General features: G+C 68.4%; 21 protein-coding genes. 1 reads left to right on the top strand and 20 read right to left on the bottom strand.

From position 1 onward, the window contains the following. Positions 1-42: 42 nt before the first annotated feature. The 20 genes from ABIC28_RS05135 to ABIC28_RS05040 are packed head-to-tail and all read right to left on the bottom strand — an operon-like array spanning position 43 to position 19,465. Positions 43-531 (bottom strand): hypothetical protein, encoded by a 489-nt coding sequence (locus tag ABIC28_RS05135; RefSeq protein ID WP_257017566.1) that lies wholly within the window; start codon positions 529-531, stop codon positions 43-45. Further along, on the bottom strand, positions 528-1,106 hold the full coding sequence (locus ABIC28_RS05130) for an Rv1363c family protein (protein ID WP_354577810.1): 579 nt from the start codon (positions 1,104-1,106) through the stop codon (positions 528-530). Before ABIC28_RS05130 ends, ABIC28_RS05135 begins: the two co-directional genes overlap by 4 nt. After that, positions 1,073-2,398, bottom strand: a complete 1,326-nt coding sequence (locus tag ABIC28_RS05125; RefSeq protein WP_097212782.1) for an MCE family protein — start codon at positions 2,396-2,398, stop codon at positions 1,073-1,075. The genes ABIC28_RS05130 and ABIC28_RS05125 overlap by 34 nt, the downstream gene beginning before the upstream one ends. Continuing rightward, positions 2,395-3,501 carry an MCE family protein gene (locus ABIC28_RS05120; protein WP_097212781.1) on the bottom strand — a complete coding sequence of 369 codons (1,107 nt, stop codon included), beginning with the start codon at positions 3,499-3,501 and terminating at the stop codon, positions 2,395-2,397. Before ABIC28_RS05120 ends, ABIC28_RS05125 begins: the two co-directional genes overlap by 4 nt. After that, on the bottom strand, positions 3,498-4,754 hold the full coding sequence (locus ABIC28_RS05115) for an MCE family protein (protein ID WP_354577807.1): 1,257 nt from the start codon (positions 4,752-4,754) through the stop codon (positions 3,498-3,500). Before ABIC28_RS05115 ends, ABIC28_RS05120 begins: the two co-directional genes overlap by 4 nt. Continuing rightward, positions 4,754-5,776, bottom strand: coding sequence for an MCE family protein (locus ABIC28_RS05110; RefSeq protein ID WP_354577805.1), 1,023 nt, complete (start codon positions 5,774-5,776; stop codon positions 4,754-4,756). Before ABIC28_RS05110 ends, ABIC28_RS05115 begins: the two co-directional genes overlap by 1 nt. Beyond that, positions 5,773-6,795 carry an MCE family protein gene (locus ABIC28_RS05105; protein ID WP_097212779.1) on the bottom strand — a complete coding sequence of 341 codons (1,023 nt, stop codon included), beginning with the start codon at positions 6,793-6,795 and terminating at the stop codon, positions 5,773-5,775. Before ABIC28_RS05105 ends, ABIC28_RS05110 begins: the two co-directional genes overlap by 4 nt. Beyond that, positions 6,792-7,961, bottom strand: a complete 1,170-nt coding sequence (locus tag ABIC28_RS05100; RefSeq protein ID WP_097212778.1) for an MCE family protein — start codon at positions 7,959-7,961, stop codon at positions 6,792-6,794. The genes ABIC28_RS05105 and ABIC28_RS05100 overlap by 4 nt, the downstream gene beginning before the upstream one ends. A gap of 8 nt (positions 7,962-7,969) precedes the next feature. Beyond that, a complete protein-coding gene (locus ABIC28_RS05095) occupies positions 7,970-8,821 on the bottom strand; it encodes an MlaE family ABC transporter permease (RefSeq protein ID WP_097212777.1) in 852 nt (283 codons plus the stop codon). 4 nt (positions 8,822-8,825) lie between these two features. Continuing rightward, complete coding sequence (locus tag ABIC28_RS05090) at positions 8,826-9,566, bottom strand: MlaE family ABC transporter permease (RefSeq protein WP_037175188.1); 741 nt, start codon at positions 9,564-9,566, stop codon at positions 8,826-8,828. 56 nt (positions 9,567-9,622) lie between these two features. Then, positions 9,623-10,894 (bottom strand): cytochrome P450, encoded by a 1,272-nt coding sequence (locus tag ABIC28_RS05085; RefSeq protein ID WP_354577802.1) that lies wholly within the window; start codon positions 10,892-10,894, stop codon positions 9,623-9,625. Positions 10,895-10,915: 21 nt separating this feature from the next. After that, positions 10,916-12,574: an acyl-CoA synthetase gene (locus ABIC28_RS05080; RefSeq protein ID WP_354577800.1), complete on the bottom strand. Its 1,659-nt coding sequence runs from the start codon at positions 12,572-12,574 to the stop codon at positions 10,916-10,918. 24 nt (positions 12,575-12,598) lie between these two features. Further along, on the bottom strand, positions 12,599-13,858 hold the full coding sequence (locus ABIC28_RS05075; protein WP_373560270.1) for a hypothetical protein: 1,260 nt from the start codon (positions 13,856-13,858) through the stop codon (positions 12,599-12,601). Then, positions 13,855-14,406, bottom strand: a complete 552-nt coding sequence (locus tag ABIC28_RS05070) for a Cif family virulence factor (protein ID WP_097212773.1) — start codon at positions 14,404-14,406, stop codon at positions 13,855-13,857. Before ABIC28_RS05070 ends, ABIC28_RS05075 begins: the two co-directional genes overlap by 4 nt. Then, a complete protein-coding gene (locus tag ABIC28_RS05065; protein WP_097212772.1) occupies positions 14,406-14,612 on the bottom strand; it encodes a ferredoxin in 207 nt (68 codons plus the stop codon). Before ABIC28_RS05065 ends, ABIC28_RS05070 begins: the two co-directional genes overlap by 1 nt. Then, the gene (gene cyp51, locus ABIC28_RS05060) at positions 14,609-15,964 is read right to left on the bottom strand and encodes a lanosterol 14-alpha demethylase (RefSeq protein ID WP_097212771.1); all 1,356 of its coding nucleotides are present in this window, start codon (positions 15,962-15,964) and stop codon (positions 14,609-14,611) included. Before cyp51 ends, ABIC28_RS05065 begins: the two co-directional genes overlap by 4 nt. Continuing rightward, a complete protein-coding gene (locus ABIC28_RS05055; RefSeq protein WP_354577798.1) occupies positions 15,961-16,779 on the bottom strand; it encodes an SDR family oxidoreductase in 819 nt (272 codons plus the stop codon). The genes cyp51 and ABIC28_RS05055 overlap by 4 nt, the downstream gene beginning before the upstream one ends. Then, positions 16,779-17,984: a cytochrome P450 gene (locus ABIC28_RS05050; RefSeq protein WP_209926066.1), complete on the bottom strand. Its 1,206-nt coding sequence runs from the start codon at positions 17,982-17,984 to the stop codon at positions 16,779-16,781. Before ABIC28_RS05050 ends, ABIC28_RS05055 begins: the two co-directional genes overlap by 1 nt. Next, positions 17,981-18,568: a TetR/AcrR family transcriptional regulator gene (locus ABIC28_RS05045; protein WP_097212768.1), complete on the bottom strand. Its 588-nt coding sequence runs from the start codon at positions 18,566-18,568 to the stop codon at positions 17,981-17,983. The genes ABIC28_RS05050 and ABIC28_RS05045 overlap by 4 nt, the downstream gene beginning before the upstream one ends. A 39-nt stretch (positions 18,569-18,607) precedes the next feature. Next, entirely contained in the window at positions 18,608-19,465 is an 858-nt protein-coding gene (locus ABIC28_RS05040) for a mycofactocin-coupled SDR family oxidoreductase (RefSeq protein WP_209926064.1), read from the bottom strand. A gap of 115 nt (positions 19,466-19,580) precedes the next feature. On the opposite strand from ABIC28_RS05040, the gene ABIC28_RS05035 reads away from it, so the two are divergent. Then, positions 19,581-21,053, top strand: a complete 1,473-nt coding sequence (locus tag ABIC28_RS05035) for an aldehyde dehydrogenase (RefSeq protein WP_354577795.1) — start codon at positions 19,581-19,583, stop codon at positions 21,051-21,053. The last annotated feature ends 17 nt before the right edge of the window (positions 21,054-21,070 follow it).

Raw genomic sequence — 21,070 nt, 5'->3', positions numbered from 1 at the left:
GATCCTGTCACCGTCGCCGCCGCGGCGCGGTCGACCCACCGATCAGATCGGGGTCATCTCGGCGATCAACCACTCGTCGCCGACGCGCTCCATCGTCACGATCACCCGACTCGACGTCGAGGTCGGCGCGGGCGACAGCGTGCTGGTGGTGATCTGGTCGACGAAGGCGAGCAGTCGCGCTTGATCGGCGGCACCGCTGAGATAGCCGGTCTCCGCGATCCGCGCCCTGGTGCTGATCCCCTCGCTCTTCGACTTGGGGGCGACGGTGTTCGCCGCGAAGTCACGGAACCCCTCTGCGAACGTCCCGGTGGCGCCTCGCGCCGCCTCGTCGAGATCGGCATCCACCGTCGCGGCGTCGTAGCTCAGCAGCGCCTCGATTCGCTCCGGTGCCGCGGCCAGCGCCTCGCCGCGGGCCGACTCCCGCTGCGCCTCCGTCCGGTTGGTCCACACCAGCGCCGCCGTCACGAGCAGCGTTGCGAGGAGCACCAGAACGGCCCCGCCTGCCGCGACCCGCCGCGTCCGCCCGCTCACGGCACGAACTCCACACCCGACATCAGGAGCCGGCCGTCGACCTCGTCGATCGTCACCCGCAGCCGATAGCTGCGCGATGTCGCGGTCGGACTGTCGACATTGCCGACCTGTGACGATGCCGCCACGATCACCACGCCCGATTCTCCCGACTCGCTCACCAGCGCGGCCGAGTCGATCCGCCCGTCCGAGTTCACCGCCGCGTCCCGGATCGACGCCGCGAGTCCGACGGAGCTGTCCCCGAGCTCCTGTGCGAACGCACCGGTGCTCCACTCCCGCAGCTGCGCCATGTCGTCCTCCGCGGTGTCGGTGTGCACGTCGATCAGGGCCAGCACCCCGTCGCCTGCGGCCTCGACCAGCGCCTCGCGATGCGACTCGCGCGAGCGATCGCCGAGATAGGTGGTGGTCGCGACGACGGCGCACGCCAGCACCGCGATCGCTGCGGCGCCGGCCAACGCGGACAACAGGATTCGACGTCGTCCCGACGACCATCGGGTGCAGTCATCCACCACCGGCGAGTCGGGGACCTCCGTGTCGACCGCGGTCACGGCCGCGGTCCCGTCAGCAGCTGCTGCCATCCCGGTGTCCCTTCCGCGGGGGCTGACGCGGGCGCCGCCGCGGGGGCGAGGTCGGTGTGTCGGGTTCCCGCTGGGCCCGTGTACAGCTCGTCCGGCGCATTTGTACCGCTCGGGACGAACGGTTCGGGGCTGCGGCAGATCTGGGGGTTCGGCGCCCGCTTGCCCGGCACCTCCGTACACGGGATGTTCCGGGATCCGCGCACCGCGAAGATCGAGTCCTGCGGCACCTTGCAGTACAGGTCCGGGGGTGTGTCGGGGACGGTCGTCTGATTGGGATCACGACGCTCCGAGGCGGGCAGGTATCCGGTCGAGCAGGCGGCCGGGTCCTGGGCCTCCAGGTGGAAGTTGACGTTGGCGGCGCCGTCGGCCTGGCCGCGCTGCACCACCGTCTCCTGGGCCGCGATGAGCGGCGGGAGGATCACCAGGACCTGTTCGAGGGACGCGTTGTACGTGACCGCGACCTGCTCGGTGCTGGTCAGATTCGCCAGCAGCAGGGGCAGGGTCGGACGCAGGTCCTGGAACAGCGTGTCGGCCTCGTCGGCGAACCCCGGGCCCTTGTCGAGGATGCCGCGCACCGACCCGTCTGCGGTCGCCAACTGGCCGCTCAGGTGCGCCACATTCGTGGTCCACTGCCGGATCTGATCGCCGGTCACCACCTGGGTCTCGAGTAGCGGGGCGAGTTGCTGCACCAGGGTGGTCGCGGGAGTGGTCGCCTCCGACGCCTGGTCGATGAACGAGGTGGTCGAGTCCAGTAGCCGCGCGAGGTCCGGAGCCCGGCCCGCGAAGGCGGCCGCGGATTCGTCGATCACCGCGCGCAACTTGTCCTGCGGAACCGATTCCAGCATCGCCTTCGCCTGGTCGAGAACGGGGCCGATCTCCTGCGGCACCGTCACCTGCTCGGCCGCGATGACGTCGCCGTCGGCGAGGAACGGCCCCTCGGTGCCGGTCGGCTGCAGATCCACGTACTGCTCACCGATCGCGGACACGCTGCGCACCGCGACCGTGAGATCGCTGCTCGGCACCGGCACCGCGCTCTCCAGCGTCAGCTCGGCGCGCACACTGTCCGGGTCGAGTCGCACCTCCCGCACCCGACCGACGGTGTCACCGCGATAGGTGACGTTCGCGTTGCGGTACAGGCCACCGGCATTCGGCAGTTCCACAGTCACCGTGTAGCGGCCGATCCCGAGCGCGGTCGGGACCCTCAGGTAGGAGACCGCCGCCGCGGTCATGCCGATCACCGCGATGACCGCGAAGATCGTCAACTGCGTGCGGACCATTCGCGTCAGGATCATCGACCGCTCCCCTCCTGTCCTGCCGCGGCCGTGAGCGGCGCGGTCATCGGGTTGGTGGGCTTGCCGCCGGACACGGACGGCGGCGGACCGAACGGCGTGCCGAAGCCGAGGCCGGTCCGCAAGCGATCGGAGGTCAGGTCCATCAGCGCCCACAGATTCGTGTAGTCGCCGCGCATGCCCTGGTCGATCGCCGTCTGCGGGAACGGGAAGGTGCTGAGGTTGCCCAGGTTGTTGATGAGGTCCGGCCCCGCCTCGACGACCTTGGCCAGGGTCGGCTCGAGTGCCGCGAGATCGGCCTTGAGATCCTCACGGCTCCTGTTCACGAGGTCGGTCCCCACGTCGCCGAATCTCCCGACCGCGTCCAGGGCCGCCGTCAGGTCGGCGCGCTGCGCGGCCAGCACCCCCATCGCCGGGTCCAGGGTTTCGATGGCCCGACCGAGAACGTCTCGCTGAGAGCTGATCTCGCCCGCGAACAGGTCGAGGTTCGCCATCGTGGTCACCATCGCATCCCGCTGCCGGTCCAGGATCTCGGTGAGCGAGTCCAGCTGCGGCAGCAGGTCCCGCACCGCGTCCTGCCTGCCGTCGAGCGCCTTGTTCAGTTCGGTGGTGATGGTCTGCACCTGCGCGAGCCCGCCGCCGTTGAGGACGACGGACAGCGCGGTCAGCGCCTCCTCCGTGGTCGGGTACACCCCCGCCGAGGCCAGCGGGATCACGGACCCGTCGTCGAGCCTGCCCTCCGGCGCGACATCGGTCGGCGGCGCCAGCGCGATGTGCTTGGAGCCGAGCAGGCTGGTCTGGCCTATCTTCGCGGTCGCGTTGGCCGGGAGCTGCACCGAGTCCTCCAGCGACACGGTCACTCTCGCATGCCAGTTCTGCGTCTCGATGGAGCTGATGCTGCCGACCGTGACGTCATCGACGAGCACCGGCGAGTTCGGGCTGATCGTGGTGACGTCGGGCATCTCGATCACCACGGTGTAGCTCCCCTCGCCCCGGCCGGCCGCGCCGGGCAGGGCCACCGAGTTCAGCCCGCTCCACTGGCAGCCCGACAGCAGCGTCGCGGCGGCCACCACCGCGCCGCCGATCCCCCACGCGCGCTTCGTCATCGGGTCGACCTCCCTGGTGTCATCAGATCGGCCAGGTTCGGCGGTACCGGAACCGTCGGCATGGTCAGTGCAGGCATCGACGTGGCCGCCGCCGGCTTCAGCTGCGGTTCGCTGTACACCAACTGGTCCGGGGTGGCGCCGAGCGCCCGCGTTGGATTGATGCTCAGATCCGGGTAGTTGGCCCTGACGGTGTTCAGCAGCGGACCGAGATACTGGGCGCACAGTTCCGCGCCCTTTTCTGAGGTCTCGTTCGCGAGGCCGGCGATGCCACCGCATATCAGGTCGATCGGGTTGCCGATGTTCTGGAAGGCGGGCACCCCGACCATCGCGCCCTGCGCGGGCCGGTAGACGTTGTAGTAGTTCGACAGTGCGGTCGGCCCCAGGTGCAGCACCTTCTCGAGTCCGTCCTTCTTGTCGACCAGCACCTGCGACACGTCCGCGAGGGTGCGCACCTGCTCGGTCAGCCCGGCCCGGTTCTGCGCGACGAAACGCTGCACGTCGGCGATCGCGGTGTCCAGCTGTGCCAGCGCGGGCGCCAATTGCGTTCGGCTGTCGGCCAGTACCCCTGTCACGGTCGCGAGGCGGCCCTGGAACTGCACGATCTGCTCGTTGCTGGCGGCCAGCGCGGTGGTGAACGCCTGCAAACCGCGGATCGTGCCGAAAAGATCGCCGCCGCTGCCTGCAAGGGTGCTCATCGCCCGCGACAGCTCCACAACGGACTCCCCCAGCGCGGCGCCGTTGCCCTGCAACGCGGTTCCCGCCCCCTCGAGCAGGTTCGCCGCGGGCCCGGGGTCGTCCCCATTCGGCCCCAACGCCTCCGCCGCCCGGCCCAGTTCCTGCTTGACCCGGTCCCACTCGACCGGGACCGCGGTGCGCTCGAGTCCGATCTCGGCGCCATCGGCCAGGGCCGGTGTCGACTCCTCCGTCACCGCAGGGGTCAGCTGGACGAAGCGCGCGGAGACGAGGGACTGCGCCACGATCACCGACTTCGCGTCCGCCGCCACGGGCACCGAGCGATCCAGTTCGAGTCGTACCCGCACCCGGTCGCCATCCGGGTCGATGCCGGTCACCTTGCCGACGTCGACCCCGACCACGCGCACGTCGTCTCCGACATACAGGCCGGTGACGGAGGTGAAATAGGCCGTCACCCGGTAGTGCCGGAAGTGGTCCACCGCAAGGTAACCGGACACCACGACCGCGGCGGCCAGTGCGAGGCCCACCCCGCCAACGGCCATCCTGCGCCAGGTGATCATCAGCGGACCTCCGGAATCGGCAGCGGCGCGGGCGCCAGCCCGAACATCGCATTGATCAGCGGCTGGTTGTACTGGGCGGGCAACAGGTTCTGGATGTACGCGTAGTAGAACGGGCCGCTGGCCACGGTGTCGCCGAGGGTGCCGACATAGGTGCCCAACCCGTCGATGCCCTGCGCCAGGTGGTCCCGGTTCTTCTGCAGGATCCCCACCACGGTGTTGAGCTCGTCGAGGACCGGGCTCAACTGCGCCTCGTTGTCGTGTACCAGCCCGCTCAACTCTGTCGAGACCGCGGAGACGTTCGTGATCACCTCGGACAGGGCGCCCTGGCGACTGACGAGCTCTCCTAGCAGCGCATTGCCGTCCACGAGCAGGGAATTCACCTGCGGACCACGCTCGGCGAGCAGGCCGGCCACGTTGTTCGCGTCGGCGAGCAGCGCCCTCAGGGTCTCGTCGCGGCTGCTGAGGCTGGTGGAGATCCGGCTGACTCCGTCGAGGGCGGGCCGCAGGTTCGGGGCGCTGTCCGCCATCACCTTCCCCACCTCGTCCAGTGAGGCCGACAACTGGTCGAGGTCGATGTCCTCCACGGTCGTGGTCAGGTCCCCCAGGACATCCGGCAAGGAGTACGCCGACCGGGTGCGTTCGAGGGATATCTGCCCGCCCACCGGCATCCGTCCGTCGTCCGCCAGGTCGAGGGTGACCGCCCGCTTGCCGAGCAGCGACATGGTGGTGATGGCGGCGGCGGTGCTCTCCCCCAAACCGATCGATCCGTCGAGGGTGAAGCTCACCACGGCTCGCCCGCCCTCGACACCGATCTCCTCGACGGTGCCGATCTTCACTCCCGCGGCGTTGACCTCGTCGCCGACGGCCAGCCCGCTGGCATCGTCGAACACCGCGCTGTACCCCACCCCGGACTTCAGGAACTGAAGGTCCTGATACTGCAGCGCGGTCAGCACCACCGCCGCGGTGACGGCGAGGCCGATCACCCCGACCCGCACCGCGTGGCTCTCCACCATGTTCCTCATCGCGGCGCACACCTCCCGGTCTTCTGGTCGACCAGGTCGACCGTGATCGGCCTGCCGTCGGCACCGTCGACCTTCATCGCGATCCCGCACAGGTAGAAGTTGAAGAAGGAGCCGTAGGCGCCGATCCGGATGAGCTGTCGGTAGTTCGCGGGCATCGATTCCACGATCCGGTTCAGCTCGCCCTGCTGCTCGATCAGTGGATCCAGGCTCGTGTTCAGCTCGGTCAGGGTGCCCGCGATGTTCGGCCGGGTGTCGGTCAGCAGGTCGGCGAAGGTTCCGGTGGCGGTGTTCACGCTCGTCACGGCGTCGCCGATCAGTTGGCGGTCCGCGTCGAGGCCGCTGACCAGCTGCTGCAGGTGGTCCAGGGTGCCACTGAACTGCCCACCGCGAGAGCGTAGTTCGCTCAGCACCCCGTCGAGATTGTCGATCACGCGGCCGATCAGCTCGTCGCGGTCCGCCAGGGTGTTGGTGAGCGAGCCCGTGTGCGCGAGCACCGATGAAACGGTCCCCGACTGCCCCTGGAACACCTCCAGCAACGACATCGACAGCGCGTTCACCTGCTCCGGGTCCAGTGCCTGGAACAGGGGCTTGAAGCCGCCGAGCAGCGCGTCGAGATCCAGTGCGGGCGCGGTGCGTTCGACCGGGATGGTCGCGTCCTCGACGAGCGGCTCGGCGGTGCCCGGGCTGTCGAGCAGCTCGAGGTACCGGTTGCCCACCAGGTCCTGGTACCGCACCGCCGCTCTGGTCTCGACGGTCACCGTGTTGCCTGCGTCGACGGTGAACTCCACCTGTGCCCGCCGGTTCTCGCCGAGCTCGACGGCGCTGACCGCGCCGACCGGCACCCCCGCGATCCGTACCTTGTCGCCGGGCTTGAGGCCGGACACGCTGGTGAACTCGGCGCCGTACGAGTTCGCGCCGCCGCTACGCAACTGGCCGAACACGAGGATCAGTCCCGCGTTCACCAGCAGCATCACCAGGACGAAGATCCCGAACTTGACGGTGTACCCGCGCACTTTCATCGGACCGCCGTTCCGAACAGGTAGGTCATCAGGTTCGCTGTCGCACCGCTCGGCAGGCCGCCATTCGGCTGACGCTCGGGGGCAAAGGGATTCACCCCGATATCGGTGACCAGGAAGGGTGCGTTGACGTTCGGGTCACGCAGTGGCAGTCCCATACAGTGCGGGCCGCCGGTCGCCGCGACCTTGGGCAGGTCGTCGGGATAGTGGTAGGGCTCGGTGCCCGCGATCAGGCCGATCGACATCTTGATCCCCGGCTGGCCGTTGTACGCACCGTCGCCGATCTTCTTGCTCTCCTGCAGTCCGGTGAACATGCAGGGGATCACCGGCGAGTACTCCTCGAGGAGCACCGCGGTGGGGCGCAGCAGCGAGACCACGTCGACGGCCGCGTTGCTGTTCTGCGTCAGCACCTCGTCCCCCGTGTTCGCGAGCCCGGTCACCTCGAGCAGCAACAGGTCCAGGTCCGCCTGTCGGTCCACCACGGTGTTCCCGGTGGTGGTCAGCGCGCCGAGCGAACGCATCAGATCCGGGGCCACCGCGGCATAGGTGTCGGACACGGGCGGCAGCTCGGTCAGCACCTGGTCGAGCGCGCCGTGGGCCGCCCCGAACTCCACCAGCGACGAGTCCGCCTGTCCGAGTGCGACACCGAGCCGGTCACCACGGCCCTGCAGCGCGCTCGAGAGGGCGGCAAGCGTGGCGTCCAGCTTCTCGGGCTGGACGGTGCGCAACACCTCGGTCAGGTTCTCGAAGACCGTGTTCATCTCCACCGTCACGTGTGAGGCGTCGATGGTCGAACCCGCGGCGAGCCGCTCGGCACTGGGCTGCTCGGGCGCGGACATGCTCACGAACTTGGCTCCGAATGCCGTGTTCGACGTGACCTGCACGTCGACGTTCGCCGGGATCGCATCGAGCGCATCGGGATCGATCAGCAGTGACAGGAGCGCGGTGGACTCGCCGGACTGGATGATCGAATCGACGGTGCCTACGGTGACGCCCGCCATCTTCACCCTGGCGCCCGGATCCATCACCAGGCCCGCGCGCTGCGCGACCACGGTCACCGGAACCCGGTCGGAGAAGGACTGATCGAACATCGCCACGGCCAGTGCGACGACGCCGCCGATCGCGGCGACCAGCGCGAGTGCGGCCAGCTTGTACCCGTTCGTGCGCATCTTCCCCCCTAACCCGACAGGTTGAAGTTGCCGGACCCGCCGTAGATGGCGAGCGAGACGAGCAGGGTCACCGCGACCACACAGATCAGTGACAACCGGACCGCGCGACCGACCGCGGTGCCGACCCCCGAGGGCCCACCCGTCGCGTTGTAGCCGTAGTAGGTGTGGATCAGCATGACCAGCATCGCCATCACGAGGACCTGCACGAACGACCACATGACATCGATCGGGTCGAGGAAGGTCGAGAAGTAGTGGTCGTAGAGCCCGGACGACTGGCCGAACAGCACCACGGTGGTGAACCGGCCCGCCAGGAACGAGGCGACCAGCGCCAGCGAGTAGAGCGGCAGGATCGAGATCATGCCCGCCACCACCCGGGTACTGACGACGTACGGAACGGAGCTGATCGCCATCGATTCGAGCGCGTCGATCTCCTCGCTGATCCGCATCGCACCGAGCTGCGCCGTCGAACCGGCGCCGATGGTGGCGGACAGCCCGATGCCCGCGATCACCGGCGCCGCGATCCGCACATTGATGAAGGCGGAGAAGAACCCGGTCAGCGCCTCGACCCCGATGTTGCCCAGCGAGCTGAAACCCTGGATTGCGATCGTGCCACCGGAGGCAAGGGTGAGAAATCCGACGACGGCCACGGTCCCGCCGATCAGGGCCAATGCGCCTGTGCCCATACTGATCTCGGCGATCAGCCGGAGCACCTCCTTGGGGTGTTTACGCAGCGCCCACGGCACGTGCGCGAGCGCGCGGACAAAGAAGACCGCCTGGCGGCCGATGTCGTCGACGGTTCGGGACAGGCCTGCCGCACGGTTGCGGGTACGGCCGAACTTGCCGGTCGTCGCCAATGCCATCGCGTCAGCCCGCCGTCAGCCGGATGCCCACCGCGGTGACGATGGTGTTGACCACGAACAGCGCCATGAAGGCGTACACCACGGTCTCGTTGACCGCCTCCCCCACGCCCTTGGGCCCACCGCGCACCGTCAGCCCCCGATAGCAGGCGACCAGCCCCGCGAGCAGGCCGAACAGCGCCGCCTTCACCATCGAGATCGCCACCTCCGGCAGACCGGTCAGCAGCGTGATGCCGTCCGCGAACGCGCCAGGGTTGACGCCCTGCAGGAACACCGAGAACACGAACCCGCCCGCAATGCCGATCACGCAGACCAACCCGTTGAGCAGCAGCGCGACCACCGTCGACGCCACCACCCGCGGGATCACCAGCCGGGTCACCGGATCGATGCCGAGCACCTCCATCGCATCGATCTCCTCGCGGATGGTGCGGGAGCCGAGGTCGGCGCATATCGCGGTGGCCCCGGCACCCGCGACGATCAACACGGTCACCACCGGGCCCACCTGGGTGACCGCACCGAGGGCGGCGCCCGCCCCGCTGAGGTCGGCCGCCCCGATCTCACGGAGCAGGATGTTGAGTGTGAAGCTGACCAGCACGGTGAACGGCACCGCGACCAGCACCGTCGGCACGATCGACACCCGTGCGATCATCCAGCTCTGTTCCAGGAACTCCTGGAGCTGGAAACGGGTGCGCACCAACCCGACCGCGACATCCGCCCCCATCCGGTAGAAGTGGCCGAGCTCGCGCATCGGCCCCTTCAGCGTCGTACTCGCCACGAGCCCTCCCTCGTCGTGTGCACGCCCTGTCAGTGCGCTACGGGACACCCAGACGCGCGGGTTCCGTAATCGACCTCGAAGCTCGTGACCCCGTTGATCCATCCGGACTGCAGGCGGCGGGGATCACCGAGCTTCGAGATGTCGGGCATGTGGTCTGCGATCTTGTTGAAGATCAAATCCAGTTCCATTCGGGCCAAGTTGGCCCCGATGCAGTAGTGCGGCCCGGTCCCCCCGAAGGCGAGGTGCGGGTTCGGATCCCTGGTGATGTCGAAGGTGCGTGGGTTGTCGAACACGTCCTCGTCGAAATTCGCTGACCCGTACAGCAGTACCACTCGCTGTCCCGCCTTGATGGCGGTTCCACCGATTTCCGTGTCCACCAGTGCCGTTCGCTGCAGTGAGGTCAGCGGCGACGCCCAGCGGATGATCTCGTCCGCCGCGGTGCGGGGACGCTCATGTTTGTAGCGCTCCCACTGCTCGGGGTGCTCCATGAACGACATCATGCCGAGCGTCGTCGCGTTTCGGGTCGTTTCGTTGCCTGCAACCGCGAGCATGATCACGAAGAAGCCGAACTGCTCGGGGGTCAGGGCCTCCCCGTCGAGGTCGGCGTGCACCAGCGTGGAGATGATGTCCTCGAGCGGCTCCGTGCGGCGCGCCTCCGCGAGCTGGTAGGCGTAACCGAGGATCTGCGCCGACGCCATCCGCGAGGCGCCCTCGAGGGTCTCGTCGTCATATCCGGTCATCTGGTTGGACCACTCGAAGAGCTGTTTCCTGGCGTCCTCCGGGACCCCGAGCAGTTCCGAGATCGCCTGCATCGGGAGTTCACTGGCGACCTCGGAGACGAAGTCCCCGCTCGGGTTCGCCACCGCGGTGCGGGCGATGAGGTCCGCGCGCTCGTCGAGGGCGGCCCGCATCGACTCGACGGCACGCGGGGTGAACAGCCGGGAGACCAGTTTGCGCAGCTGGGTGTGCTCGGGCGCGTCCTTGTTGATCAGGACGTGCTTGGTCACCTCCAGCTCCTCGGCGGAGATGTCGTCCTGATGCCGTGGGATCGATCCGTTCACGTGGTTCGAGAAGTGCACGGGGCGGCGCGAGATCTCGCGCACGTCGGCGTGCCGCGAGACCACCCAGCAGCCGCCGTCGTGGAAGCCGCCGGTGCCCGGTTCCTGCTCGTTCCACCACACCGGGGCGCAGCGGCGCAGTTGTGCGAACTCGGCGAGCGGCACGCGGTCGCCGTACAGCTTGGGATCGGTGACGTCGAAGCCCCTCGGGAGATCGAGCGCCGGGACGTGCTGATCGGTCATGGCAGGCCTTTCGGGCGAGGGTCAGTCGATTCGGTGATCGGGCGCGCGGCCGGCGGCATGGCCCTTGGCCCAGCGGTAGTCCGGCTTGCCGCTCGGCGTCCGCTCGACCTCGGCGGCGATCCAGAACGATCGCGGGATCTTGTATCCGGCGAGGTGGCTGCGGGCGTGCTTCTCGAGGCTCTCGAAGTCGGGCGTGCCGTCGCGGGGGCACAGCACCGCGGCCACCCGGTATCCCCAGCGCTCGTCGGGCACCCCGATCACGATGGCGTCGTACACGTCCGGATGAGCCTTGACGATCGCCTCGACCTCCTCGGCGAACACCTTCTCGCCGCCTGTGTTGATCACCATGTTGCCGCGACCGAGCAGCGTGATCGACCCGTCGTCCTCGATCCTGGCCCGATCGCCGGTCACCACAGCACGTTGCGTGGAGCCTGCGGGATGCACATCGGCACAGCCGTTGATCTCCCGGAAGATCTCCGCCGATTTGACGGGGTCGTTGTAGTAGCCGAGGGGGACATAGCCGAGCTTCGCCAGCCATCCCTCCCCACCGGAACCCGGTGCGAGCACCCGATTCTCGTCGTCGACCACCACGGTGTGCCGGTGCGATCCCACCTTCGGGCCGCCGTGCTGCTCGAAACCCTTCATGGCGAACCCGATACCACCGAAGCCGGTTTCGGACGAACCCACCGAGTCCGAGATCATCAGGTTGGGGATGGCCTCGAAGAACGCGTCCTTGACCGACGCGGAGAACAGCGCCGCGCCCGAGGCCACCACGGCCAGGCTCGACGTGTCCGCCTTGACATTCCGGTAGGCCTCCACCAGCGGCCGACCCATCGCGTCGCCGGTGATGACCATCGCGGTCGGCCGGTGCCGGGCGACCAGGTCCCAGGTGCGTTCGGCATCGAATTTCGCGGAGTAGACCACCGCATTGCCCGCCAGCAACGCCGTGAATGTCGGCATCAGCGCCGAGGTGTGGATCAGTGGCGGCAGGATCAGCATCCGGATCTGCTCGCCCGCGGCCCCGGTGCGGGACTGCTGGTACTCGTCGGCGATCGGTTCCCCGGTGAAGAAGTCGAGGCCGCCGCCGAGGACCCGCCACATGTCCTCCTGCCGCCACACCACCCCTTTCGGCCTGCCGGTGGTGCCGCCGGTGTACAGGATGTAGACGTCGTCGCCGCTGCGTTCGTCGAAGCCGCGGGCCGGGGACTCGGCGGCGAGCGCTTCCTCGTACCGGACCGCGGCCCGAACGAGCACCGGGGCGTCGACGGCGGCCGATTCCAGCTCGTCCGGCACCTCGATCAGATGCCGGATCCGGGGCATAGCGGGCGCGACCTCCGCGACCCGCTCGCCGAACCCGCGGTGATAGACCACCGCCTCCAGGTCGGCATCGTCGTAGAGGTAGGCCAGCTCGTCGGCCGTGTAGCGATAGTTGACGGTCAGCGGCACCGCCCGGATCTTGAATGCCGCCAGCACCGCCACCATGGTCTCGATCGAGTTGTGCATCTGGATACCGACGTGCGCTCCCACGCCCAGCCCGACGGACTCCAGGTGGTGGGCGAGCCGGTTCGCGCGCTCGTCGAGCTCCCTGTAGGTCACCTGCTCGTCGCCTGCGATCACGGCGACGCGATCGCCCATGGCGTCGACGGCGTGCTCGAACAGGTCCGCGAACGTATATGCCATGCGAGTCCTTCCAGCGTTGGACGCTCAGATCACCGTGAGCGGCAAGGGGATTCCACGATCTGCGAACACGAACCCGGCTCCGGTACTGACCCGGGTGATGGCGACCTCCACACACTCGGGCGCGGGTTCGTCCTCGGTCACCACCTCGACGAGGAGCGCGTCGACGTCCTCCGAGAGCACCCGGACGGTGAAGCGGGGATCGACCCCACGCACCAGCGCCTGCAGCGGCTCGAGGTGGTCGCCGTCGATCAGGGCGGGCCAGCCTCCGTCGGCGTCCGCCGCGCCACCGCGACCGAGCAGCAGCTCCAGCCGCCCGCCCCCGAGCCGGATGTCGCTGTCCACGTACTGCTTCGGGCTCAGCAGCGGATGCACCGACAGCACCTCGGCAAGGCCTGCCAGGTCACGCGGCAGCCCGAGCGCATCGCGGATCCGCTGCGCGGCTACCCCCGCGATCCCGGTGAGTTGCTTGCGAGTGATCTCGAGCGCCTTGTCCTCCTCCGCCCGCTTGCGGACCGCGAGCAGGAACCCGAGGGCGAGCAGGTGGTGCTGCAGGCAGACCTCCTCCGCGATCCGCACCAGGGCCGAGTGCGAGAAGTCCGCGAACCGGACGTCGGAGAGCAACGGACCCGAGTAGTCGTGCGCGCCCTCCCCCGTGCGGTCGATGGGGCTCAGCTCCACCGTGTTGGCCGCGGTGCGGCCGATCTGCTCGGTGTGCGTAGTCATCTGGGGCGGCGCGTGCGACGGATCGATGACCACCGTCCACGCGCAGTGCGGCTTCCGGTCCACCGGTCGGCGCGGCGGGCGGTGGATGGGCCGCACCTGTGCGTGCGGGTTGGTGGCCAGCGCGGTCGCATCGAAGGTCGGGTCCTCGATGTCGTGGCACATGGTCTTCACGTACTCGTCGCCGAGCGGCTCGACGTCCATCAGGGCACCGCAGTGATCGAGCCAGAACTCGCCGTGTGCTGGATCGTCGACCCGGTACCGAAAGTCCATGAACTGGGGTGGTGCCCCGATATCGAGCTGCAGTCCCTTGAAGATCGTGACCACGTCGTCGCCCTCGTACCCGAGCGCCCTCTGCATCCGGCGCGTGTACCAGGGGCTCGACGCCTGCCACTCCTCGATCGCGACGGCCGCCATGCCCTCGCGCCCGAACTCCACGATCAGGTGTGCCATTCCCGAGCGATCGATCAGCTGCCCGCACAGCAGCAGCTCGGGCACCAGGGTCGCGAGATCCGCCCGGGAGAGCGCGTCGAACGACCGCCTCGACTGGGCCTCGGTCCTCACCACAGCGGGACCGGAGTCTGGCCGATCGGGTACCAGCCGGGGAGCTTCTCACCGGAGACGGACCGCTGGATGCGGGACTGCATGCCCGTCGACAGCGCGTTGTCCTTGATCATCTCCATGAACAGCGCGGAGACGTGGCCGAAGTCGAAGAAGTCGCGCTGCCAGGACCACTGGAAGTCGCCGGCGTAGCGGAACCAGCTGCCGCCCATGCCGTAGACCTCGTAGTTGCTGCCGTCGGCCCGCTTCGCATCGGCGACCTGCTTCCACAGGCCGATCACGTTACCGCTGCGTTCGTCGACGACGATCTCCTGGTACGGGTAGGTCCACCCCTCGAGCCCTTTCATCTCGAGGCCGAGTGCGATGTCGCGGATCTCCTCGCGGCCGACCGTCATGATGTCCTGCTTCGGGCCGATGTTCCAGCCGTAGGTGGCGTCCTCGGTGTAGAACTCGGCCAACGGCGTCCAGTCCCGCACTGCCTCGGCCTTCTTGTTCGCCTCGATCCAGCGCTCCACCATCTCGTCGAGTTCCGCACGATCGAACTGGGACATCACTGGTCTCCTTCGGATTCGGTCATTCTCAGCGCGCGGGTCGGACAGAACTTCACCGCGTTCTCCACACTCGCGCGCAGGGACTCGGGAGGGTTGGGGTCGAGGATCTGCACGGTCCCATGCTTGGGCACCGAGAAGACCTCGGGCGCCTCCATCTCGCAGGCGGCATGCCCCTGGCACAGGTCCGCGTCGACCTCGATCCTCATCGGATTCCCCGCCTGCGATATCGGACCCGGCACGGTTGCTCGAGTTGGACCACCATCTTGCTGTGGTCGTTCCGGTACGAGTCCGACGGCTGCGCCATCTCGAACTCGAAGTCCCGCAAAAGGATCGAGAAGATCGCCTTGAGCTGCATCTGCGCGAAGGCGGCCCCGACGCAGCGGTGCCTGCCCGCCCCGAACGGGATCCAGGTCCACCGGTTGACGATGTCCTCCTGGTTCGGATCGATGTAGCGACCCGGGTCGAAATCGTTCGGGCGCGGGAAGTCCTCGGGGATCCGGTTGGAGATCGCCGGGGTCGCCGCGACCAGGTTGCCCTTCTCGATCCGGAAACCACCGACCTCGAAGTCATCACGCGCCAGCCGCAGCAGGATGATCAGCGGCGGGTGCAGTCGCAGGGTCTCCTTGACCACCGCCTCCAGCACCGGGATCTGCCGCAGTGCATGAAAGCTGATGTCCGCGCCGTCCGCGTACAGCTCGTCGAGCTCGCCGACCACCTGTTTCATGGCGTCCGGGTGCCGGAGTAGCTCGATCAGGCTCCAGGCCGCAGTGCCGGAGGTGGTGTGGTGGCCCGCGAACATCATCGAGATGAAGATCCCGGTGATCTCGTCGGCGCTGAAACGCTCCGCACCGGTCTCGTCCTTGATCGAAACCAGCACGTCGAGCATGTCCCGGTCGTCCTTGCCCCGCGGTGGGTTCGCGATCCGTCCGGTCATGATCTCCTGCACCAGCGCCACCAACGCCAGCCGCGCCTCGTCGCGGCGCCGGAAGCTCTCGATCGGCGCGTACGGATCGACGAATGCGAGTGCGTCCGTGCCCTGTTCGAGCTCGTGGTACAGCTTGGCGAACCGATCGTCGAGCTGGTCGCGGAACTTCTTGCCGATCAGGCAGGCCGAGGAGGTGTAGATGGTCAGCTCCGCGAAGAAGTCGAGCAGGTCGATCTCCCCCTCGTCGCCCCAGCCCGCGACCATCGCCTCCACCTCGGCACCGATCGTCGCGGCGTGGCCCTTCATCTGCTCACCGCGCAGTGCCTGGTTGTGCAGCATCTCCTTGCGCCGCTCGGGGCTGGCGTCGAACACCACACCCGCCCCGAAGATCGGCTTCATGAACGGGTACGCGGCCTGTTGGTCGAGGTCCTCGTCCGACGAGCGGAAGAAGAACTCGTTGGCCTCGGCCCCGGAGAGCAGCACCACCTCGCGGTCGGCGAGCCGGAAGGTCCCGACGTCGCCGCACTCCTCCCGCACGCGACGCATCAACGCGATCGGATCGGTGCGCAGTTCCTCGAGATGGCCGTGCTCGTGCTCACCGCCGGACACGCGTTGGGGGTCTTGCAGACTCATCTCTTCGCCTCCTTCGGGTCGGGGTGGTTCTCGGTGGCGGGGGCACTCAGCGGCGCCTCCGGCTGGACCTCGACCAGCACCAGGTGCGCGCCGCGCGGCGCCGACACCACCGCGACAACGGCGTTCGCGATGTCGGAGGCGCGCAGGAAGTAACCGTGCCTGGCGAAGCCCCAGGTCTTCCAGGATTCAGCGAGCGGGCCGATGACCTCCGGGGTGGAATCCATCCCCATCCCGGTGAGCGTCGGCCCCGGCCTGACGATGGAGGCGCGGATTCCGGTGCCCTCGAGCTCCATTCGCATCTGCCGACCCATCGCCTCAAGTCCAGCCTTGGCCGCGTCGTAGGCGCCCATCAGCGGCCGCGGACGGTCCGCGCAGTCGGATCCGATCAGCACGAAGTCGCCGCGGCGCCGCTCGCGCATGCCGGGCAGGATCCGGTGCGCCAGCCTTTGCGCACCGACCAGGTGCACCTCGACCTGCTTGAGGAATCGCTCCGGCTCCATCTGGTCGGCCGCACCGAACTCGAGGTCGCCCGCGCCGGAGAGCACGATCTCCGTCGGCCCCAATGCATCCTCGGCGGCCGTGACGAACTCGTCGACCGAGGCGGCGTCGGTGACGTCGAGGAAGTGCGCGAACGCGTCGCCCCCGCCCTGCCGGATCTTCTCCGCGATCGCCTCGCACTCCGCGACCCGCCTGGCGCCCAGCGCCACCGGGTGGCCGAGCTCGGCGAGCGCATAGGCGGTGGCGGTGCCGATCCCGGAGGAGGCGCCGGAGATGACCGCGGGCCTGCGCTCCGGGTTCGGTTCGAATCGTGGCATCAGCGCACCTGCACCTTCACCGGCAGGGCCGCGAAGCCTCTGACGTTCGTCGAATGGACGCGCTCGATCCCGGACTCGTCGACCTCGAAGTCGGAGACCTTCCTGGCGAACTCGGCGAGCGCGATGTTGGCCTCGAGCCTGGCCAGGTGGGCGCCGAGGCAGAAGTGAACGCCGCCACCGAAACTCGCCAGCTTGTTGGTCGAGCTCCGTCCGATCTGGAACTCGTCGGCCTCCTCGAACACGTCGGAGTCCCGGTTCGCGGATCCGATCAGGAGCAGCATCTTCTCCCCGGCGGGCACGGTCTGGCCGTAGTACTCGAGATCAATCGCGGTGGTGCGGGCGACGATCTGGCTCGAGGTGTCGTAGCGCAGCGTCTCCTCCACCCAGTCCGGTGCCCGGTCCGGGTCGGCGAGCACCGGCGCGACCTGGCCGGGATGGCGTGAACCCCAGTACAGCGCGTTCCCCAGCAGCTTGGTGGTGGTCTCGTTGCCCGCCACCACCATCAGGAACATGAACCCGAGGATCTCCTCGTCGCTGAGCCGGTCCCCGTCGATCTCGGCCTCGAGGAGCGCGGAGGTCAGGTCCTCGGTCGCCGACCGCCTGCGCTCGGCGATCATGTCCCGGTAATAACCCATCAGACTGATCGAGGACTCCACCGCGGCCTGCGGGACGTCCTGGACCCCGTCCTCCCGGTGCACCACCAGGTCCGCCATCCGTCGCAGCTCCGCGCGATCCGGCTCCGGCACCCCCATCAGCTCGGAGATCACATCCATCGGCAGCCTGCCTGCCACCTCGGCGATCCAGTCGAACTCGCCCGCCGCCAGCGACGGCTCCAGGTACTGATCGGTCAGTTCCAGGATGCGCCCCTCGAGCTCGGCGACCCGGCGAGGCGTGAACCCGCGAGAGACCAACTGCCGCAACCGCATATGCCTCGGGTCGTCCATCGCGAGGAACGACATCACCAGGTGCGCGTGCGGTCCGTACGCGGCCGGATCGAGCGAGACGCCGTTGGCACTCGAGAGCCGGCGATTGTCCTTGAAGGCGTCGGCGACGTCGCCGTGCCGCGAGAGCGCCCAGAACCCGATGTCCGGATTGTGATAGATCGGCGACTCCTCACGCAGTCGCTTGTACGTGGGGTACGGATCGTCGTGGAAGTCGTAGTCGTACGGATTGAAGACCACCGGGGTGATCAGGGCTTCGGTCATCGTGGCTCCAGGATCAGTCTGGCGGAGGCCTCTAGTCGCTGCGCGAGTTGCGGGTAGGACCCGTATCCCATCCCGGCGCGCAGGAGAGCTCCCGCGTAGAGAAGTTCGAGGGTTTCGAGCAGTTCTGGGTCGTATCCCGGGCCGAGGGCCTGACCGAGCCGGTTGTGGATCTCGAATCCGATCCGGCTGCGCAGGTGCTCGACGTCCGGATCGGCGCCGAGCAGCGCGCCGGTCACCGCGTCGGACACCTCCGGCTCGTCGGCAAGGAGCAGTGCAATCCCACGCAGCACCGACAGCACCCGTTCCGTGCGGTCCAGGCCGGTGCCGTCCGGAACCTCGGAGGCCTCGAGCCGTCGCCAGAAGACCTCGGCGACGAGATGTTCCTTCGATGAAAAGTAGGTGTACGCGGTCGCCGGGCCGACGCCCGCCCGCGCGGCCACCGCACGCACGGTCAGCCCACCGAACTCCTGCTCGCGCAGCACCTCGACGGCGGCACCGGTCAGTCGCTCGACGGTGTCGGCCTGCTTCTCGGTCAACCGCCTTCGGGTCGACTCGAAACTACGACTGGACACGTGTCTGGACATTACTACGGTCTCCCGTCCGGCGGTACCCTTTATCGCGCTCTAGAGCCCGATCTTCATCCCGGCCCCGCCGTCGACTCGCAGTTGCTGACCGGTCACGTACCGCGATTCGTCCGAGGCCAGATACACCACCGCGTGCGAGATGTCCGCCGGCTCGACCCACGGAATCGGCATGGCCTGCATGAACGGGAAGGTCAGCGCCGCATCCTCTGCGGTCGGGTTCTCGAGGTCGGGCCGGAACGTCTTGTACATCGGCGGACTCTGCAACATGTCGGTGTTCACGTTCGTCGGATGGATCGCGTTGACCCTGATCGAACTCGGCCCCAACGTCAGCGCCAGCGAGTTCGTGTAGGCCTGGATCAGCTTCTTGGCCAGCCCGTACCCGTCACCCCCCGGACCCTGCAGCGCCTGCTGGCCGTTGAACCCGGTCTGCGGCACCAGGCCGGCAACCGAACCGATCGCGATGACCGAGCCGCCCTCGCCCAGATACTCCATCGCCGCGTGCACGGTGTTCACCACCCCGATGAAATTCACGTCGAAGGCGTCCACGAATCCCGCGTTGGGAACGTGCTTGCCCAGCGGACAGATTCCCGCGTTGGCCACCACGACGTCGAGGCCTCCCAACTCGGCGACCGCCTCGGCCAGTGCCGCCTCGACGGCCGCCCGGTCGCGGACGTCGACGCGGGCCGTGACGGCCCTGCGGCCGGTCTTCTCGACCAACCGCGCCGTCTCCTCCAGGTCGGCCTCGGTGGCGAGCGGGTATTCGTTGCTTGCGATGTCCGCACAGAGGTCGAACGCGATGATGTCCGCGCCCTCTTCGGCGAGATGGACCGCGTGACTGCGGCCCTGCCCCCGCGCTGCGCCGGTCACGAACACGACCTTGCCTGCGACTCGATTCATCGGATCACTCCCTGCAATCAATGGAACGTTCGACGTTCTTCTGCCTGAAAGCATTGCGAGGCACCTCTGTGCGAACTATAGTCCAGACACCTGTCCAGATGTGGAGGAATTGAGCATGACGCTTCGCCCGACCGACAGCTCGGCCCTACTGATCGACGGAAAGCTCGTCGCCGGCTCCGGCGGCACCTTCGAGGTGCTCAACCCCGCGACCGAGGAGGTGCTCGGATCGGCGGCCGAGGCCACCGCCGCCGACATGGACGCCGCGATCGCGGCCGCCCGCCGCGCGTTCGATCAGGGCACCTGGTCCCGCGATCATGCGTTCCGCGCCCGGTGTCTGCGCCAACTGTGCGACGCCTTGCAGTCGCACATCGAGGAGTTGCGCGAGGTGACCATCGCCGAGGTCGGTGCGCCCGCGATGCTGACAAGCGGGCCACAGCTCGAGGGGCCCGTCGAAGACCTGCGCTACTGGGCCGACCTGGCCGAAAACTATTCGTGGGAACAGGATCTCGGGTCCGCGACGCCGATGGGGATCCCCACCGCTCGCCGGGTGCTGAAGGAAGCCGTCGGGGTCGTCGGCGCGATCACCCCGTGGAACTTCCCGCACCAGATCAACTTCGCCAAGCTCGGGCCCGCCCTGGCCGCGGGCAACACCGTGGTGCTCAAGCCCGCACCCGACACCCCGTGGTGTGCGGCGCTGGTCGGCAGGGTGATCGCCGAGGAGACCGAGATCCCGGCGGGCGTGGTCAACATCGTGACCTCCACCGATCACGCGCTCGGCGCGCAGCTGTGCACCGACCCGCGCGTCGACCTGGTCTCGTTCACCGGGTCCACCGCGACCGGCCGCACGGTGATGGCCTCGGCGGCCGACAGCCTCAAGAAGGTCTTCCTCGAGCTCGGCGGCAAGTCCGCGTTCATCGTTCTCGACGACGCCGACCTGGCGAGCGCCTGTTCGGTCGCGGCATTCTCGGTCTGCGTGCACGCCGGACAGGGCTGCGCGCTGACGACCCGGCTGCTGGTCCCGCGCGCCCGCTACGACGAGGCGGTCGCAGCGACCGCCGCGATCATGTCCGGCATCCGCGCAGGCGACCCCAGCAAGACCGGAACCGTCTGCGGGCCACTGATCTCCGCGCGCCAACGCGAGCGGGTGGAGGGCTACCTGAAGCTCGCGGTGGCGGAGGGCGGCACCATCGTCACCGGCGGTGGCCGACCCGCCGACCGGGACCGCGGGTTTTTCGTCGAGCCGACCCTGATCGCCGGGGTGGACAACTCCGCGCGGGTCGCCCAGGAGGAGATCTTCGGCCCGGTCCTGGTGATCCTCCCGCACGACGGCGACGAGGACGCCGTCCGGATCGCCAACGACTCGCCGTACGGGCTGTCCGGCTCGGTGTGGGGCACCGACCCGGAGCGGCTGAACCGTGTGGTCGCGGGCGTGCGTACTGGAACGCTCAGCGTCAACGGCGGGGTCTGGTACTCCGCGGACGCCCCGTTCGGCGGCTACAAGCAGTCCGGGATCGGCCGCGAGATGGGCGTGGCCGGCTTCGAGGAGTACCTGGAGACCAAACTCGTCGCCTCCCCCGCGACAGCCTGATCCGCAGCCCGCTACAC

The organism is Rhodococcus sp. PvR044, from assembly GCF_040548995.1.
In the GTDB taxonomy this organism is placed as follows: Bacteria; Actinomycetota; Actinomycetes; order Mycobacteriales; family Mycobacteriaceae; genus Rhodococcus_G; species Rhodococcus_G oryzae.
The sequence above is the reverse complement of the archived record's forward strand: the minus strand, read 5'-3'. Positions and strand labels throughout refer to the sequence as shown.

Excerpts from the sequence above, each read along its gene's own strand:
- ABIC28_RS05115 (WP_354577807.1), bottom strand. The coding sequence starts at position 4,754 with ATGATCACCTGGCGCAGGATGGCCGTTGGCGGGGTGGGCCTCGCACTG.
- ABIC28_RS05050 (WP_209926066.1), bottom strand. The coding sequence starts at position 17,984 with ATGACCGAAGCCCTGATCACCCCGGTGGTCTTCAATCCGTACGACTAC.
- ABIC28_RS05105 (WP_097212779.1), bottom strand. The coding sequence starts at position 6,795 with ATGAAAGTGCGCGGGTACACCGTCAAGTTCGGGATCTTCGTCCTGGTG.
- ABIC28_RS05095 (WP_097212777.1), bottom strand. The coding sequence starts at position 8,821 with ATGGCATTGGCGACGACCGGCAAGTTCGGCCGTACCCGCAACCGTGCG.
- ABIC28_RS05080 (WP_354577800.1), bottom strand. The coding sequence starts at position 12,574 with ATGGCATATACGTTCGCGGACCTGTTCGAGCACGCCGTCGACGCCATG.
- ABIC28_RS05120 (WP_097212781.1), bottom strand. The coding sequence starts at position 3,501 with ATGACGAAGCGCGCGTGGGGGATCGGCGGCGCGGTGGTGGCCGCCGCG.
- cyp51 (WP_097212771.1), bottom strand. The coding sequence starts at position 15,964 with ATGAGTCTGCAAGACCCCCAACGCGTGTCCGGCGGTGAGCACGAGCAC.
- ABIC28_RS05045 (WP_097212768.1), bottom strand. The coding sequence starts at position 18,568 with ATGTCCAGACACGTGTCCAGTCGTAGTTTCGAGTCGACCCGAAGGCGG.
- ABIC28_RS05070 (WP_097212773.1), bottom strand. The coding sequence starts at position 14,406 with ATGTCCCAGTTCGATCGTGCGGAACTCGACGAGATGGTGGAGCGCTGG.
- ABIC28_RS05065 (WP_097212772.1), bottom strand. The coding sequence starts at position 14,612 with ATGAGGATCGAGGTCGACGCGGACCTGTGCCAGGGGCATGCCGCCTGC.
- ABIC28_RS05125 (WP_097212782.1), bottom strand. The coding sequence starts at position 2,398 with ATGATCCTGACGCGAATGGTCCGCACGCAGTTGACGATCTTCGCGGTC.
- ABIC28_RS05110 (WP_354577805.1), bottom strand. The coding sequence starts at position 5,776 with ATGAGGAACATGGTGGAGAGCCACGCGGTGCGGGTCGGGGTGATCGGC.
- ABIC28_RS05040 (WP_209926064.1), bottom strand. The coding sequence starts at position 19,465 with ATGAATCGAGTCGCAGGCAAGGTCGTGTTCGTGACCGGCGCAGCGCGG.
- ABIC28_RS05090 (WP_037175188.1), bottom strand. The coding sequence starts at position 9,566 with ATGCGCGAGCTCGGCCACTTCTACCGGATGGGGGCGGATGTCGCGGTC.
- ABIC28_RS05130 (WP_354577810.1), bottom strand. The coding sequence starts at position 1,106 with ATGGCAGCAGCTGCTGACGGGACCGCGGCCGTGACCGCGGTCGACACG.
- ABIC28_RS05100 (WP_097212778.1), bottom strand. The coding sequence starts at position 7,961 with ATGCGCACGAACGGGTACAAGCTGGCCGCACTCGCGCTGGTCGCCGCG.
- ABIC28_RS05055 (WP_354577798.1), bottom strand. The coding sequence starts at position 16,779 with ATGCCACGATTCGAACCGAACCCGGAGCGCAGGCCCGCGGTCATCTCC.
- ABIC28_RS05035 (WP_354577795.1), top strand. The coding sequence starts at position 19,581 with ATGACGCTTCGCCCGACCGACAGCTCGGCCCTACTGATCGACGGAAAG.
- ABIC28_RS05085 (WP_354577802.1), bottom strand. The coding sequence starts at position 10,894 with ATGACCGATCAGCACGTCCCGGCGCTCGATCTCCCGAGGGGCTTCGAC.